The 16,588-nt window shown below is 41.4% G+C and carries 18 protein-coding genes; 3 read left to right on the top strand and 15 right to left on the bottom strand.

Translation table 11 applies throughout. The features are described 5' to 3' along the window. Positions 1-34 precede the first annotated feature (34 nt). From M3226_RS32745 to M3226_RS15790, 10 genes are all read right to left on the bottom strand, one after another. Positions 35-247, bottom strand: coding sequence for an IS1096 element passenger TnpR family protein (locus M3226_RS32745; RefSeq protein ID WP_374110617.1), 213 nt, complete (start codon positions 245-247; stop codon positions 35-37). Between the two features lie 179 nt (positions 248-426). Continuing rightward, the gene (locus M3226_RS15830; RefSeq protein ID WP_251566705.1) at positions 427-534 is read right to left on the bottom strand and encodes a type II toxin-antitoxin system Phd/YefM family antitoxin; all 108 of its coding nucleotides are present in this window, start codon (positions 532-534) and stop codon (positions 427-429) included. A 229-nt stretch (positions 535-763) separates the two neighbouring features. Further along, on the bottom strand, positions 764-2,143 hold the full coding sequence (rlmD, locus tag M3226_RS15825; RefSeq protein WP_251566703.1) for a 23S rRNA (uracil(1939)-C(5))-methyltransferase RlmD: 1,380 nt from the start codon (positions 2,141-2,143) through the stop codon (positions 764-766). Positions 2,144-2,400: 257 nt separating this feature from the next. Further along, entirely contained in the window at positions 2,401-3,870 is a 1,470-nt protein-coding gene (locus tag M3226_RS15820) for a nicotinate phosphoribosyltransferase (RefSeq protein ID WP_251566917.1), read from the bottom strand. 64 nt (positions 3,871-3,934) lie between these two features. Next, a complete protein-coding gene (locus M3226_RS15815) occupies positions 3,935-4,480 on the bottom strand; it encodes a cysteine hydrolase family protein (protein ID WP_251566702.1) in 546 nt (181 codons plus the stop codon). Between the two features lie 84 nt (positions 4,481-4,564). Then, positions 4,565-5,506, bottom strand: coding sequence for a diacylglycerol kinase (locus M3226_RS15810; RefSeq protein ID WP_251566701.1), 942 nt, complete (start codon positions 5,504-5,506; stop codon positions 4,565-4,567). A gap of 94 nt (positions 5,507-5,600) precedes the next feature. After that, positions 5,601-6,518: a hypothetical protein gene (locus M3226_RS15805; RefSeq protein WP_251566700.1), complete on the bottom strand. Its 918-nt coding sequence runs from the start codon at positions 6,516-6,518 to the stop codon at positions 5,601-5,603. Positions 6,519-6,605: 87 nt separating this feature from the next. Then, positions 6,606-7,691 (bottom strand): DUF6677 family protein, encoded by a 1,086-nt coding sequence (locus tag M3226_RS15800; protein WP_251566699.1) that lies wholly within the window; start codon positions 7,689-7,691, stop codon positions 6,606-6,608. Continuing rightward, positions 7,688-8,224 carry an anti-sigma factor family protein gene (locus tag M3226_RS15795; RefSeq protein ID WP_251566698.1) on the bottom strand — a complete coding sequence of 179 codons (537 nt, stop codon included), beginning with the start codon at positions 8,222-8,224 and terminating at the stop codon, positions 7,688-7,690. Before M3226_RS15795 ends, M3226_RS15800 begins: the two co-directional genes overlap by 4 nt. After that, positions 8,221-8,766: an RNA polymerase sigma factor gene (locus M3226_RS15790; RefSeq protein ID WP_251566916.1), complete on the bottom strand. Its 546-nt coding sequence runs from the start codon at positions 8,764-8,766 to the stop codon at positions 8,221-8,223. Before M3226_RS15790 ends, M3226_RS15795 begins: the two co-directional genes overlap by 4 nt. A gap of 525 nt (positions 8,767-9,291) precedes the next feature. On the opposite strand from M3226_RS15790, the gene plsY reads away from it, so the two are divergent. Then, positions 9,292-9,921, top strand: coding sequence for a glycerol-3-phosphate 1-O-acyltransferase PlsY (gene plsY, locus M3226_RS15785; protein ID WP_251566697.1), 630 nt, complete (start codon positions 9,292-9,294; stop codon positions 9,919-9,921). Positions 9,922-10,029: 108 nt separating this feature from the next. Here the strand turns inward: plsY and M3226_RS15780 are convergent, their stop codons facing one another. Together M3226_RS15780 and M3226_RS15775 are read right to left on the bottom strand one after the other, a co-directional pair. Then, positions 10,030-10,581, bottom strand: coding sequence for a thioredoxin family protein (locus M3226_RS15780; RefSeq protein ID WP_251566696.1), 552 nt, complete (start codon positions 10,579-10,581; stop codon positions 10,030-10,032). 18 nt (positions 10,582-10,599) lie between these two features. After that, positions 10,600-11,136: a DUF1697 domain-containing protein gene (locus M3226_RS15775; RefSeq protein WP_251566695.1), complete on the bottom strand. Its 537-nt coding sequence runs from the start codon at positions 11,134-11,136 to the stop codon at positions 10,600-10,602. Positions 11,137-11,347: 211 nt separating this feature from the next. On the opposite strand from M3226_RS15775, the gene M3226_RS15770 reads away from it, so the two are divergent. Continuing rightward, positions 11,348-11,779, top strand: coding sequence for a VOC family protein (locus M3226_RS15770; RefSeq protein WP_251566694.1), 432 nt, complete (start codon positions 11,348-11,350; stop codon positions 11,777-11,779). 740 nt (positions 11,780-12,519) lie between these two features. On the opposite strand, the gene gatB is transcribed toward M3226_RS15770, so the two are convergent. The 3 genes from gatB to gatC are packed head-to-tail and all read right to left on the bottom strand — an operon-like array spanning position 12,520 to position 15,723. Further along, a complete protein-coding gene (gene gatB, locus M3226_RS15765) occupies positions 12,520-13,947 on the bottom strand; it encodes an Asp-tRNA(Asn)/Glu-tRNA(Gln) amidotransferase subunit GatB (RefSeq protein WP_251566693.1) in 1,428 nt (475 codons plus the stop codon). Between the two features lie 12 nt (positions 13,948-13,959). Then, the gene (gene gatA, locus M3226_RS15760) at positions 13,960-15,417 is read right to left on the bottom strand and encodes an Asp-tRNA(Asn)/Glu-tRNA(Gln) amidotransferase subunit GatA (protein ID WP_251566915.1); all 1,458 of its coding nucleotides are present in this window, start codon (positions 15,415-15,417) and stop codon (positions 13,960-13,962) included. A 12-nt stretch (positions 15,418-15,429) separates the two neighbouring features. Then, positions 15,430-15,723 carry an Asp-tRNA(Asn)/Glu-tRNA(Gln) amidotransferase subunit GatC gene (gene gatC / locus M3226_RS15755; protein WP_251566691.1) on the bottom strand — a complete coding sequence of 98 codons (294 nt, stop codon included), beginning with the start codon at positions 15,721-15,723 and terminating at the stop codon, positions 15,430-15,432. Positions 15,724-15,928: 205 nt separating this feature from the next. Between gatC and M3226_RS15750 the strand changes: the two genes are divergently transcribed. Further along, positions 15,929-16,588 carry a lysozyme family protein gene (locus tag M3226_RS15750; RefSeq protein ID WP_251566690.1) on the top strand — a complete coding sequence of 220 codons (660 nt, stop codon included), beginning with the start codon at positions 15,929-15,931 and terminating at the stop codon, positions 16,586-16,588.

Genomic DNA, 16,588 nt, shown 5'->3' with positions numbered 1-16,588 from the left:
TTCTGACTTAAAACACACGAAACTATATGGTTATTTATCGCCTATCAATTGTAACTTCATTAACAAATGGTCCATGAATATCCATTGGAGAATTATAAAAGCGTTTACTATATTTTTTTCCATCCATATAAAAATCGTACAAATGAGCGTCATCAAAATCAAATGCCCTTTGAATTTGCAAATCAAATGCTGCCTGAATTATTTTTTGAAAGGTTATGCCACTGGGAAAGAGCAATCTTCTCCATATGGGAGGGTAATATTTTGTATCGTAATCAACACTTGATAAAATGGTCTTTGTTCGTTCACTTTTCTCCCTACTTAAATCTCAACTACATATTTTTAGTATACCTTGCATAATACTTTCTCCATGCTTCAAAAAACTCTTCCAATAAAAAAGTACCACTGAAATAATTGATTAGTGGTACTTTAATATCTATTCTTAGTCAAAAATACTGGTTCAGCTGTTTCATGAACGGTTCTTGGAATATCAGTAAAGTTGTTCCGTAAATCAAAAACTGGTCTAATGTGCGGCATGTAAACACCCCCACATTCTTTTTTAGCATTATATTATCATGATTATGCTAAATGTTCCAATTGCTTTGCTTTTATGCTTGACGGCAACTGCACGTAGGTTTTTGTTCTTTAGTTAAATTGTTTGCTGAATTGGTGAGCCAATACAATGTTAAAAATAGTTAAGAATTGAAATATCGATAAAAAAGGAGGTACTAAATCATTTGCGATTTGTACCTCCAACATTAAACAATTAGTGGCCTTCTTTTAATATGAGTTTCGAGACGCACTCCACGTGTGTAGTCATCGGGAACATATCAACCGGCTGCACCTCAACCGTTTTGTAGCCGCCATCCTCAAGGATTCGTAAATCCCTGGCGAGCGTCGCAGGATTACAGGATACATAGACTACTTTCTTAGGCTTCATATCAATAATTGTCTGCAGCAACGCCTCATCACAGCCTTTACGGGGCGGGTCTACCACGAGCACGTCCGCCGTATTACCTTTCTTGTACCACTTTGGAATCACAACCTCTGCTTCTCCCTCAGCAAACTCAGCATTGGCTAGTCCATTCAACTCCGCATTTCGCTTAGCATCTTCAATTGCTTCCGGAACCACTTCTACACCGAAAACCTTCTTAGCCTTTTGTGCTAAAAATAAGGAAATCGTCCCGATTCCGCAATAAGCATCAATTACGGTTTCTTCACCGCTCAAATCAGCATACTCCAGGGCCTTGTCATAAAGCACCTTTGTTTGGACCGGATTAACTTGGTAAAACGACAAAGCGGAGATGGCAAATTTCACTTCGCCAATATAGTCGTAAATGATCTCACTTCCCCATAAAACCTTCGTCTTTTCACCCAATATAACATTAGTACGTTTAGAGTTTACATTGTGAATAATTGATTTCACCTTAGGTAGCCGGGCAACGATTTCTTCAACCAGCTTTTCCTTTTGTGGTAAATCTTCGGTTCTCGTAATCAATACAACCATTAGCTCGCCAGTTTGCTTCCCGTAGCGTGCCATAATATGACGGAGGACCCCTTTATGTGATTCCTCCTGATAAGCCGGTATAGCAAGCTTGCTGCAGACCTCTTTGATTGTCTGAACGGCCTCATTAATTTCCAGCAGTTGAATGAGGCTTTCATCGGTATCGACAATTTCATGGCTTCTTGGTTTAAAAAAACCAGCAATCAGTTTGCCGTCTTTTTCACCAACAGGCACCTGTGCTTTATTACGGTAATGCCAAGGATTTTCCATGCCGAGAATCGGATGAACGATGACATCTTCGAGTTTGCCGATTCGGGTCAGCACTTCACGGACCTGATTTTCCTTATATTTTAGCTGGCCTTCATAGCTGATATGCTCGAGCTGGCAGCCGCCGTATTTATGACGTTCACTACTCGGAATTTCAACCCGGTACGGGCTTTTTTCATAAAGCTCGATTAATCGTCCAAAACCATAGCTTTTACCGGTTTTAATTACCTTCACTTTAGCTTTTTCATTGGGCAAACCGTTTGGGACAAATAGTGGATACCCATCTACCTTTGCTACTCCTGCCCCGTCATGGGTTAAATCCTCAAATACTACATCTATAAATTCATTTTTAGTTACTGGAATTGTTTTGTTCATTTATTTCTTCCTTTTCTCCGAATTGACTAGAAAGATTGTAACATACAATGGGTTGGAACACGAAATGAGGCTTATGAGGTGGTGCGATTCCGCGGGTTTTAGTGATAATTCAGCGTCAATCTTTATTAATTCCGCGGATTTTACCTTTAATTCCGACTAATGTTTTATTTTTCCCGCTGAATCTGTCCATAATTCCGCGAAAATGCGTATTTTTAAGCCATTAAGAAGGACGCCCCAATTTCAGGACGCCCTAAAAATTACTCCTCTGCTTTCATCGCAGCCACTTTTTCTTTTACCTCTTCAATATTTCTCATCTTGTTATCCCAGCATTTCTGACTTAAGTCAACGGGATACTCTTCCGGATTCATCGTACGCTTATATTCATCCCAAAGACTATCAAGATTTTGCTTTAAGTAGGCACGAGACTCTTCCAAACAGGGGACTTCATATACTAATTCACCGTTGGAAAATATTTTTACATGGAGTTCCTTTGCCGTAAAGTTCGTTACCACTTTATTAATAAACGTATGGGTTGGGTGGAACATGCGCAGCCGCTTTTCCGGCAGCACTTCATCTTCCATCGCAATATAATCCCCCTCGGCATGGTTATTGGTATTATTAATAATCCGGTAAATTTTTTTCATCCCCGGAGTCGTTACCTTCACTGGATTAGAGGAGATTTTTATGGTATCTTCTAATTTTCCATTTTCATCTTCAATCGCCACAATCTTATAAACCGCACCAAGGGCTGCTTGGTCATAGGCGGTGATTAGCTTGGTCCCAATTCCCCAGCTGTCAATCCTTGCCCCTTGCCCTTTCAAACTCATAATCGTATACTCATCAAGGTCACTTGATGCTACAATTTTTGCATCTGGGAAACCTGCTTCATCCAGCATTTTACGAGCCTCTTTAGAAAGATATGCAAGGTCACCGCTATCAAGGCGAATGCCGATGAAATTAATCTTATCGCCCAACTCTCTCGCCACCTTGATGGCATTTGGCACTCCAAGGCGAAGGGTATCATATGTATCCACTAAAAAGACACAATCTTTATGTGTTTCCGCATATTTGTGAAAAGCTGTATATTCGTCCTTATAGGCTTGGACCATAGCATGTGCATGTGTCCCAGAAACCGGAACTCCAAACAGTTTTCCTGCCCGCACATTACTGGTCGAGTCAAAGCCTGCTAGATAGGCTGCTCTCGTTCCCCAAATGGCTGCATCCATCTCCTGAGCCCGTCTTGTTCCAAATTCCATCGCCACCGCATCACCAACAACCTGCTTCATTCTAGATGCTTTGGTCGCAATTAATGTTTGATAGTTCACAATGTTAAGTAACGCTGTTTCAATGATTTGTGCCTCGCCTAGAGGTGCATCTACCCGTAAAATAGGTTCATTACCAAAGACAAGCTCGCCTTCTTGCATAGAACGAATCGTCCCGGTGAAGCGCATATTTTTCAAATAGTCGAGGAAATCATCCTTGTAACCCACTTCATTTTTCAGATACTCAAGGTCTTCTTCACTAAAACGAAACCCTTGGATAAATTGAATTACCTTTTCTAAACCGGCGAAAACAGCATAGCCATTCCCAAATGGCAGCTTGCGGAAAAACAGCTCAAATACCGCTCGTTTATTATGTATGCCATCTCTCCAATACGTCTCTGCCATATTAATCTGATACAAATCGGTATGCAGAGATAAACTATCATCATGATAAATGTGTTTCATCATAAAACCTCCGGAATACTATTACAGCTTAATAAAAATATAACTTATCATAACATTTAAAAATCTATTTCACCATAGCAGCGAGGGATTGTGCGAAGTGCTCGAGTGCCCATTCATGACCCGCTTGATTAAAAGATGCAACAGCATCCTTATAGACAACAATATTGAATCCCTTATTATAGGCATCGACAGCGGTATGAAGCACACAGATATCTGTACAAACACCCACAAGATGCACCTCAGTGATTCCACGCTCACGCAGTTTAATTTCAAGGTCTGTTCCCGCAAAGGCGGAATAACGGGTTTTATCCATATAGGCCACATTCTCAAGCTGTTTATTATCATCGTACCCCCCCTGAAGAGCGTCGAACAAATCACGGCCAGACGTTCCTCTCAGATTATGGGGCGGGAATAATTTCGTTTCCGGGTGGTATTGATCACCCTTGTCATGTACATCAATGGCAAATACCACATAATCGCCATTTTCAATAAATTCCTTGGTGAGCCCGACAATTTTACCTTCAATCTGCTGCCCAGGTACCCCGCAGGTTAACGCCCCGGCATCTGCAACAAAGTCATATGTATAATCAATATTAAGTAAGGCTTTCATTTCCGGATTCCTCCTTAAAAAAGTCTTTCACTCATTATACACAGAATGTGGAAAAAAGTCCGCTCCACGAGGAACGGACTTTTCTTAGCTATATCTTTGACCTGTAACCCAATCTGTCGGACGATCATTTGGACGGATATCATTTAGAGGCACAAACACTTCTAAATGACGGTATAGATTTTCAAACTCTGCCGGAAGCAGACCGCCAAATTCACCGTCTAAATTTAATTGGACCTTTTCGCTGGAAAAAACCTTAATTCGATTAGCCTGTGTATAAATCACATTTGGATCGTTTACATGTTCACCGCGGACTGCTAGTGACGAAATCCGAATAAACTCAGCCAGATTTACTTTTTTCAAAATTAATAGGGAGAATAAGCCATCATTAATCGAAGCGTCCGGTGCCAGCTTTTCAAATCCACCGATTGAGTTGGTCAGCCCGACAAGGAACATCATGGCTTCCCCCTCAAACAGCTTTCCATCATATTCAATCCGAAAATCTGACGCTTTAATGGATGGAATCATTTCCATTCCTTTTAAATAGTAGGCTAGCTGCCCGAGCATGGTCTTTAGTTTGCTTGGCACTTCATATGTAATCTCGGTTATCCGGCCGCCGCCAGCAATATTAATAAAATAACGATCATTAATCCGGCCAATATCTACGGGAATTAGTTCCCCTTTTGTGATGATATCCACTGCCGTTCCGATATCTCTTGGAATTTGGAGGGCTCGGGCAAAATCATTGGTTGTTCCTGCTGGAATAATCCCTAATTTCGGTCGATATTCTTGTTCAGCGAGGCCATTTACTACTTCATGTATCGTCCCATCGCCGCCTGCCGCAATGACCACATCGTACTGCCGTTCTACTGCCAGCCGTGCCGCCTGCGTTGCATCTCCTGCACCAGTTGTAGCATGACAGGATGCCTCATAGCCGGCGATTTCTAGTTTTTCAAGGATTTCCGGTAAATTCTTCTTCAGAATTTCCCGTCCTGAAGTAGGATTATATATCAGTCGTGCTCTTTTCATTAATCATCATCCTATTTATTAAATAACAATTGGCGTTGTCAGTTCTATATTCTACCAATTATTATTCAAGCTTACAAATATATTGGTAAACTGATTATTGATTTATGTTCAGCTTAACCTCATACGCATTGCTAATATGAATCAGGTATTTTCCATCACCAGATTGATATACCGCATTTTTGGGCCCAGCAGCATCAAGCTCTTCGCCCTTCGGTTCCTCTGTAATTTTCCACTCTTTCCCACTCAGTTGGTCAACACCAACGGTCTTTACCGTCATATTACTATTTTTCATCACATCCACCGTTACAGCTGATGAACTTTCAATATTCCAGTCGTTCACCAGTGTCCGAGGTTTAAGACTAAGTGAATCATTATTTCCTACCACTTCTAGTTTTACATCGTTGGGAACCAGGATAGTTGCTGCCACGATTCCCTGTGAATTAAACGGACCCATTTCGTCAGGCAGCATTTTAAAATTCAGATAGAGCGTGTCCCCCTTCTGATTGGCCGTGACAATATCGTCTGCATTCTTTAGCAGCGCTGTTTTTTTCGCCGTTTCTACCCTGTACGTTCCAAACATTGAGACCTCTTTGTCTTCTGTTGCCTCAACCGTCATATCATACCCAACAGATCTTACTACTACACGCTTTATACTGTCATCCGTTTTATACGAAAAAGCCGGGAGATCATAGGAACGGACTTCTTTTGCCATGACCTCTTCTACCTTGCCCATCACACCTGCTGAGCTAAGAACCGCAAAGATAATACCTGTAGTACCAATTAATCCGACAAAGAAGATACTTAGAAAATCATATTTTAATATGGGCTGTTCCTGTCTTGATAGAAATAAATAGACTAAAATTTCAACCCCTAACACCACTAGCAATACCGGCCACCAAGCCATCAGCACCTCCGCTAATTTTAAGCCGAGAAACTTTGAAAAGAAAAGGAAGAGGCCTAGGAAAATAAGCGAGGCCCCCATTGAAAACGTTCCAACACGCCAAGTCCTCATTCTTTATTCTCGCCCCTTTCTTTTTCTAAAAAGAAACACCCAATTCCGGCCCCAATCAGCACTACACCAGTCATCCTGTTTCCCCACTTACTCATGGCTTTTTGCCTCCCTTTTTTGTTTACTGCCAGATAAAAGCTTGATCCCGCCGCCAATTAACAAGACACAGACAAGTGCGGTTTGGAAATAGCCCTGAATCCAATACATGATATCTACATTGATTAATCGATTAATAATCGGTGAGAGGGCCGGCAGCAGGATGTTCATCATTAAGTAATAAACCCCTAACAAGACAAGCCCGATTCCAACCCACTTTTGATGGTTAAGGAAGTAAGCGATAATCGGTTCATCTTCGACTTTTTCTACCCCATACCTTGAAACCTTCTGCATGGCATCAAAGAAGCTATAGAACCAGATGATTGGGATTAAGAACAAGAAGATTCCCAGTCTTAATACGTCTAGAATATAAATCGAGAACAAGAATGCTGCCATTAACTGAATTCCACGGCGCTGCAAGCCTAAATATAGGTGTCCTGCTCCAGGGAAGATGGAGAGAAAGGTGGCAATCGATTTACTCTTTTTGCCATCTTCCCGGCGCATTTCAAAGTCCTCAAAGATTGTTCGGTCAATCAGCTCTTCCCCACGCTGCTTTTTATTCACCTGCTGAACGGCATCAAAAAATCCATATACCCAGATAATCGGCAGTCCCGCCAAGAAAACCAAAAACTCGCTGCGGTTGGACATGGCTGTTACAAAGATGACCATGACGGCCAGGCCTAGAAATGCCCCTAGCAGCGTTAATCCTCTGTTCATAAGGCCAATTTGGAAGTGTCCAAGTCCTGGGATGAAGGAAAGAACGATGGTGTAAAAGCGTTCTGAATCCTGGGCAGCCTTGTTACGATTCTGAGGGTCAGTGTCACCTACAGCTAGCTGGGCTTTCTTTTGTTTTGAAACCTGTACGCCCATATCGATAAAGCTGATCAAATAAATAAAGATTCCCGCCATGAATGCTAAGATGGCCACCTCTGGGGTGTTATTCATTAAGGCTATTACGGTAACGAATGCCAGGCCAACAACCGACAGTAAATACAGAACCCCGCGAACCTTGTTACCGAAATAAATATGTCCGAGGCCGGGAAAAAGGGATAGTGTTAATGCCTTGGTTGAACTTTTCATTTCTTAATTGCCTCCTTTTTTTCTAGTGAATCCATCCATGCAAATGTTTTATTAATAACTCCTTCCGTCACAGAAGGCTTAGGCTTCCTTTCCTGAATCATCGGTTTCTCTAAAGAACCAGCATACGTTGCAAGCGATTGAAACGCCCCCGAAAACATCAAAAGCAAAGTCACAGCCGCTGCCAACAAATAATGAAAACCTACCCGCTGATACAACGTCTTCCTTTCGGTGCCAGGCACCGAATTCACCATTTCTACATCCTTAAAAGTGCTATCGGTGACAGGCACTGGGGAAACTATTTCCACATTGTTAACGTTCTTATTAGTGAAAGGTCCCTTTTCCATTACACGGTCGGTGAAATTTGATTCGTCTGGAAGGACTGGCAGGGAGGTTTCATTTGCTGTTACAGCTTGTAAGTAAACTTCTAGACACTGATCACATGTATAGAGATGACTTTCCAAATCTTCGCGGCGGTCTTCACTAAGTTGGTCCTTCACATAATGCTGCCATTCTTCGTAACTGTAATGCTTCATGAAAAATCGTCCTCCTTCCAATTCCTTTTCATCCAGTTTCTCGCTCGGTACAACTTGGTCTCAATCGTTTTCACCTGAACTTTTTGTTCCTCAGCCATTTGCTGATAGCTTTTTTCAGCTATGTAGAATCCGTAAATCACTTCCCGGTAATTCTCCGGCACTTCATTTAACTTCCTTTGAACCAGCCGGCGCTGATCCTGGGCGATGACTTCCTTCTCCACGCTATCCTTTGGAGTCCCCAGGACCTGTTGTTCGAGTACATCCACAACATCCTCTTTTCGCCTTACCTGTTTTCGTTTAACATCTATCGCATGGTTGACAGAAATCCGTGTTATCCACGTTTTAAACCCTTGGTTTTCATACTGGGAGAGAGAGGAATAAATTTTCATAAACACTTCTTGGGCAGCGTCTTCTGCTTCCTTTTTATCACGAAGAACCGCATAGACGGCCCTGAACACATCATTCAGATACTTCTCGACCAACAGACGAAAGGCATGATCATTGCCCTCGAGTACTTTTTCAATTAAGACTGTGTCACTAATCGTTCTCTCCCCCTTTCTTTTTTCTTTTCACAACAATAGACGAAACATATCTGAATTACCCCTACACATATTCTAAAAAATTTTTAAGATTTTTTCTTATACCAGGACGACTGTAAAAATCCTTATCTCCCTATTGAGTAACCCAAATAAAAAAACGTGGAGGGATATCCCCACACGCTTCAAACGTTCCTATTCTGATAATCGTAAATACAAACATTACATTCATGCGATATCTTAAGCGGTTCCTTCTTAGAAAATGGGCTAAACAGGTCCTTGGAGAGCTTCTTTTCGTGCTGACTCATCCAGATATCCCATCCAAGAAACCAACTCTACAACTAGAGACTATCCATTAATTTCACAGGTATATCTTCTCTTGAACGCGCATAGCTATTAGCAACTTGGCCAAAATCTGTCGCTTCATATCGAGCGCTCCCTTTTGTTCCTAATTGTGATAACTTATCAAAATAATACCATTTTAGTATGTTAGAATGCTAATAGAAAATATTTTATGAGGGAATGATGCAAATGTTCTGGCTGCTACTCTTGGCTTCCTACTTAATTGGAAGCATTCCCACCGCACTGATTGTGGGCAAGCTATTCTTTGGAGTCGATATCCGCGAGCTCGGAAGTAAGAATCCCGGCGCCACCAACACTCTGAGAGTTCTCGGTAAGAAATGGGCCGTGTTCGTGCTCCTTATCGATCTGGCAAAAGGCTCCTTAGCAGCATATCTGCCAATCTACTATCATCTTGATGCAGAACCCCTATACTTCGGCCTATTGGCAGTGGTTGGTCATAGCTTTCCCATTTTTGCAGGTTTTCGAGGCGGTAAAGCGATTGCAACTACCGCTGGTGCTCTATTGATTTCGAACATCCCTTTACTTGTCATTGCCTACGTAAGCTTCTTCTTAGTGATTTTTCTAACGAAATATGTATTTATTGGCTCCATCTCTGTTGGCCTTAGCATGTTAGCTTATGCCCTTATCTCCCCTAAACTGGAATTAGAACTTATCTTCTTAGTATTTTCACTATTTTTACTGTATCTTCACCGCTCCAACATACGTAATTTCATCCTTGGCATTGAACCAAAGATTAATGATAAAAACCTGATAAGCGACCGCATTCCACCAAAGAACGGCGGCGGCTATAAGATGTAATAAGAAAAGCGGAAGCGCCTTGACCAGGCGCTGGAACTAGACAATTCTAAAAATGATTTTTTTAAAAAACAAAGGAGGCCTTCTAATTGAAGTCCCCCCTTGCTCTTTTTATAAAAGTTTTGATATGATGCTATCAGCAACCGTTTGCCAAATGCCAGCGTCGGTTAGATATGATTCTCTTAGCTGCTTATACATCGCCATTTGCTTCTCTTGGAAATCTGGTGCGTCCTTGTCCGGAAGTCCTGCACGCTTTTCCATCACAAGCGCCTGCATCTCTGCTGCCCTCGGCCCCCAAACCGCCACTTCTTCATCTTCCTTATTGATAAAAATATAAATAGGAATCGCTCGGGATGTTCCGTTGGTTAAGTATTGGTCCATTAACTCTAGGTTTTGATCACGGAGGACAAAACGAAGTTCCATCCCCGCCGCCTCGGCTATCTTCATCAAAACAGGGTTATTGAGCAGCGCATCACCGCACCAATCCTCTGACAGCGCAATAACTCTTAAGTGTTGCTCCTTTAAAGCTCCCAGCTTGCTTTGATCCTCGGCAGTCAAGTTAAACTTCTCATAAATAGTCAGCATTTCGTCTTTATTTTGCTTCATGGAGTGGATGTACTCGTCGGCACTCAACCCTTTTTGATACCATTCATTTAAATTCATGTTCGTATGCACCTCTTTTTAAAATGATTTTGACAGATCCTCCAGCTTCACAACCGTCTTCCAATTACGAACTGTTGCCGGTACGCGGAGTTTGGGAAGCTGTGTTGCCAGCTTAGAATCCCTGATACTTTGGCGGAAATAGAAGTATACTTCTTTCCCCTTAATTTTACACTCTTCTAGATCATTATTATAGCTGTACATATGGTTGATACCTTCTATAGTAGGTTCTCCTCCTAAAAAAGCAACTTGGACACTTTCTCCTTCGCTTAACGATTCCGTTGAATATGGACAGTCCTGGATAATCTGTTGTAGTTCTCCCGCGGTTCTTATAACAACCGGTACCGAAAAACCAAAGGTATGGTTTAGTTCGTCCTCAATTTTCTTATTAAGTTGTTGTGCTTCCTCTACTGATTCAAATAAAACATTACCACTTTGAATATATGTCTTCACTTTTTGTAAACCCATCAATTCTAATAGGTTTTTTAAGTCTGCCATCTTAATTTTGTGGTGCCCGCCAACATTAATACCCCGTAACAGCCCAATATAAATAGTCATTCCTCAGCCTCGCATCCATATGATATCCCTTACCTAAATCTTACCATTTAGATTCAAGTATAAACTATCGAAAAGATTTATATTTTAAAAACTTATCGCTTTCTCTACGGCGAGGTTTCCCTATGTAATAAATCATTAGGCCAAATAAGAAGGAGACAAACAGCAAATGAAGAACAATAATAATAACAATTAAAAATTGGAGGAATACACAATGGTCCCGCAAAGAGTTAGCTTACTAACGATCGGTGCATATGACTTACCGGTTCTACGTTCTTTTTACAAATCCTTGGGCTGGGAGGAAACGGAGACCAGCTCTGATACTTATGCTGTCTTTAAAACTGCAGGCGTCCTGCTTACACTTTTTCCAATAGCAGAGCTGGCAAAGGATGCTGGCATTGAACTGCCAAAATCACCTGGAACTTTTCATCCCGTGACATTTGCTATAAATGTAGAGCAGCCAGAAAAAGTAGATTCAACGATCGAGCTAATCCGTAAAGCTGGCGGGGCCATTCTAAGAGAACCAAGTGACGCCTTCTGGGGTGGACGCACATCTTACTTTGCCGACCCTGAAAAAAACCTTTGGGAAGTTGCATGGAATCCGAGTGCTGTTTTTGATGAACGGGGAGCCATGGTTTCCTTTTAAAACGAGGATGCATAGCTATCCTCGTTTTCTTTGTCATAAACATTTCATACTAAACAAACGTTTGATTAATTTTCAGGTTTTTCTTAAGAGCAAAGGCTTTTTTACCACAAAACCCTATAATCTTATGTAATTAAAAAAACTAAACAAACGTTTGATTAATTTTATTTATAACTAAACAAACGTTTAATTAAAATCCATTAAAACTCTGGCACATATAGATTTTTCGTACCAAAACCATAAAAATTTTGTTGAAATATAGAAACTAAACAAACGTTTAATTAAATTGGTTTTAAGCCTTACAAAACTTGAATTCAAGTGCCTTTTAGTAAACTGATGCCAGCATTAACTAATAAGAGCACTGTCGAGATTAGTCATCAACGACACTCATCGACACACTCCCCAAAAATCCCCTACCAACTAAACGTTTGATTAGAAATCCATTCAATCCATACAATCAAAGGATTCCCACTCGATTTCCCGGGAAAATAATGTCGAGACGTGTTTCGACACTTCCCCATAATAAGAAAAGCGCAAGCGCCTTGGTCAGCCCCGACAATCATAAGGCGAGCTGGCCGAAAGGTTGCTTTTTAACCTTTTGGACGGATTGGCTGTAGACCATCGAGGGGCTAGGCGCTGGAGCTGGATGTCGATAGTCCGTTTTTTAATAGTTATCCACAAGCGAAAGTTTTTAATTTCTTTAACGATAAAAAAGCTGACAGAATACATCTGCCAGCTTCCAATTATCGTTTTTGCAATTCCTGCTGCAACAATTTATTGACCAGTTGTGGATTAGCCTGTCCCTTTGTAGCTTTCATCAGCTGACCAACAAGGAATCCAACGGCCTTATTTTTTCCATCCTTGAAATCTTCCACTGATTTTGGATTAGCATCAAGTACTTCTGCAATAATCTTAAGAAGTGTTCCTTCATCAGAAATTTGCACAAGTCCTTTATCCTTCACAATTTGCTCCGCATCGCCGCCCTGCTCAATTAACTCTTTAAAAACAGTTTTGGCAATCTTAGAAGAAATCGTTCCATTTTCTATCAACTTAATCATGCCTGCTAACCCTTCCGGAGTTAACGCCACCTGATCAAGTTCCTTGCCCTCAGCATTTAAGTATGCAGACACATCACCCATAACCCAGTTCGAAGCAAGCTTCGCATCAGCACCGCCGCTAACAGTTGCCTCAAAGAAATCAGCCATTTCTTTCGTTACCGTCAATACTTTGGCATCATAGACAGGCAAGCCTAACTCTTCAATATAACGTTTTTGGCGCTGGTCCGGAAGCTCAGGGATTTCAGCACGAATCCGTGCTTTCCAATCCTCATCTATATATAAATCAAGCAAATCTGGCTCTGGGAAGTAACGATAGTCATCTGAACCTTCTTTTACCCTCATTAAAATTGTTGTCCCTGTAGCTTCATCAAAACGGCGTGTTTCCTGATCAATCGTGCCGCCTGAAGATACTACTTCCCGCTGGCGTCTTTCTTCATATTCCAGACCTTTACGGACAAAGTTGAATGAATTCAAGTTCTTTAATTCGGTCTTCGTTCCGAACTCTTCTTGTCCGAATGGACGGATGGAAATATTGGCATCACAGCGAAGCGAGCCTTCTTCCATTTTACAATCGGAAACACCTGTATATTGTATAATCGATTTTAATTTTTCAAGGTAAGCATAGGCTTCATCAGGAGTGCGGATATCCGGCTCAGAAACGATTTCGACTAACGGCGTTCCTTGGCGGTTGTAATCACACAACGAATATCCCTTCTCGTGGTTCAACTTACCGGCATCTTCCTCTAAATGAATCCGAGTAATCCCGATCTTTTTCGTATAACCATTTACCTCAATTTCGATCCAGCCATGCTCACCAATCGGCTGGTCAAATTGGGAGATTTGATAGGCCTTCGGGTTGTCCGGATAGAAATAATTCTTCCGATCAAATTTTGTATGTGTGGCAACCTGGCAATTCAAAGCCATCGCTGCCTTCATGCCAAACTCAACTGCCTTTTTGTTGAGGACAGGCAGTACACCCGGATAGCCAAGGTCAATTACACTAGTATTGGTATTCGGCTCCGCCCCAAAATGGTTTGGGCTTGCTGAGAAGATCTTCGATTCTGTTTTTAACTCAACATGGACCTCAAGTCCGATTACTGTTTCAAATTCCATCGTTTCCACCCCCTACAATTCTGGCTTCTGTTTATGAAAGTTCGTTGCCTGCTCGAACGCATGGGCAACACGATAAATGGTTGCTTCATCAAAATGCTTGCCAATGATTTGTAATCCAAGCGGAAGTCCTGCATCAAAGCCGCATGGAATCGAGATTCCCGGTACACCCGCCAGGTTAACTGGAATCGTTAAAATATCATTAATATACATAGTTAGCGGATCATCGATCTTTTCGCCAATTTTAAACGCGGGTGTTGGTGTTGTTGGTCCAACAATGACGTCATATTTTTCAAAAACATCTTCAAAGTCCCTTTTAATTAACGTCCGGGCCTGCTGTGCTTTTTTATAATAAGCATCATAGTAACCGGAGCTAAGTGCAAAAGTACCAAGCATAATCCGACGCTTTACTTCATCACCGAAGCCCTCTGCACGTGTCTTTTTATATAATTCAATTAAACTTTCGGCATCTGGTGTACGATAGCCATAACGCACCCCATCAAAACGAGCAAGGTTGGCTGATGCTTCTGATGAGGACAGCAAATAATAAGTTGCTAGGGCATACTTCGAATGCGGCAGGGAAACTTCTTCCCAGACAGCGCCAAGACTCTCAAGGACCTTTAATGAATCCATTACAGATTGGCGGACTGCATCTGTTACACCTTCGCCTAAATATTCTTTTGGTACGGCAATTTTTAGCCCCTTTATATCGCCTGTTAGAGAAGAAGCAAAATTTGGAACGTCAACATTGGCAGAAGTTGAGTCCATTGGATCTAAACCAGAGATAGCTTGTAATAAATAAGCATTGTCCTCAACCGTTCTTGTGATTGGACCGATTTGATCAAGCGATGAAGCAAAGGCGACGAGACCAAAACGAGATACACGGCCGTATGTAGGTTTCATTCCGACGACGCCACAAAAAGACGCCGGCTGCCGGATAGAACCACCGGTATCAGATCCTAAAGAGAAAAGTACTTCACCTGATGCTACAGATGCAGCTGAGCCGCCTGAAGAACCGCCAGGCACTCTTTCAAGATTCCATGGATTGCGAGTTTTTTGGTAATGGGAGTTTTCATTTGAGGATCCCATTGCAAACTCGTCCATATTTAGTTTACCGATTGTAACGGTTTCTGCTTGCTGCAGTTTTTGAACAACGGTTGCGTCATAAATCGGGTCAAAATTTTCTAGAATTTTACTCGCACAAGTAGTACGCAAACCTTTGGTGACAATGTTATCTTTGACACCAATCGGCATACCAAATAACAAGCCTCTTGAATCGCCTGAGCTTAACTTCTCATCTTGTAATTTAGCGGTTGACCGGGCTCTCTCTTCATCTAAGGTTAAAAAGGCCTTGACTTTGTCTTCAACCTGTCCAATACGTTTATATGATTCTTCTACGAGATCGGATACGGTTAATTCCTTCTTATGTAATAACTCATGAAGGTCCGAAACTTTATAATCAAATAGACTCAATTTTTTCACTCCTTACTCTCCCAAAATCGATGGTACCTTAATTTGACCATCTTGATGCTCAGGTGCATTTTTTAGTACCTCTTCACGAGGCAAACCTTTTTGTGGAACGTCCTCGCGCAATACATTTTTCATATCAAGGACATGGTATGTAGGCTTCACATTTTCCGTATCTAATTCATTTAGCTGTTCTGCAAAAGTTATGATTGCGTCCAGCTGTTTTGTAAATTTTTCGACTTCTTCCTCCGTAACGGCTAATCGCGCCAAGTTGGCAACGTGTTTTACCTGATCCGTTGAAATTCGTGACATTATTTTGACCCCCAATCCCAATGTTATTTTATAATTGATAATACCAGACTTTTTCGCTTTACCGCAATGATTCCTTCTTCATTATTAACAAACAAAGAGAGTTTTAGATTATCATTTAACATTTTAACAAAAATGAAACCTGACAGCACGAAGAGACGTCATTTATAATATTCAAATAAGCTAAGAATTTGGGAGAGTAATTGTAATGAAAAAGAAACGAAAACGGAAGAAATGGAAAACCTTTTTCGTGCTGTTTTTGCTTTTTTGCGGATTGGCTTGGGTTCAAATTCACTTTCAAAAACAAAATTCCCCTCCGCTCGTGAAAACTGATCCTTTTGCAAAGGTAAAAAAATATACGCCTTATATCCATGACGAATTAGCAAAATATCAGCTTGAGGAGCACACCCCTGTACTTGCTGCCCTGATGCAGCAGGAAAGTCACGGCCTTGGCGGAGATCCGATGCAGGCCTCTGAATCGGCCGGTTTGGCTAAAAATACGATTACTGATCCCAAACAGAGTATCCAGGTTGGAGTAAAGCATTTTCAACGTGTCCTAGCATATGGAACTCAAAAAAAGGTAGATTTCCCAACGATTATACAGGCATATAACATGGGGGCTGGATATATTGACTATGTAGCGCAGCATGGCGGGAAACATAGTGAGCAACTAGCAAAGGATTTTTCCCTTCTACAGGTAAAACAAAAACCAACGCTATATAATTGCCGCGGAGACAAGGATAATTTCCGCTATCCATATTGCTATGGTGATTTTACCTACAGCACAAAGGTAAATAAGAATATTCAATTATTAGTGGATAGTATTCCTGTAACAAACAGCGAAAAAACACCTAGTGGATCTTTTTAA

Source organism: Neobacillus cucumis, from assembly GCF_023715505.1.
The sequence above is the reverse complement of the archived record's forward strand: the minus strand, read 5'-3'. Positions and strand labels throughout refer to the sequence as shown.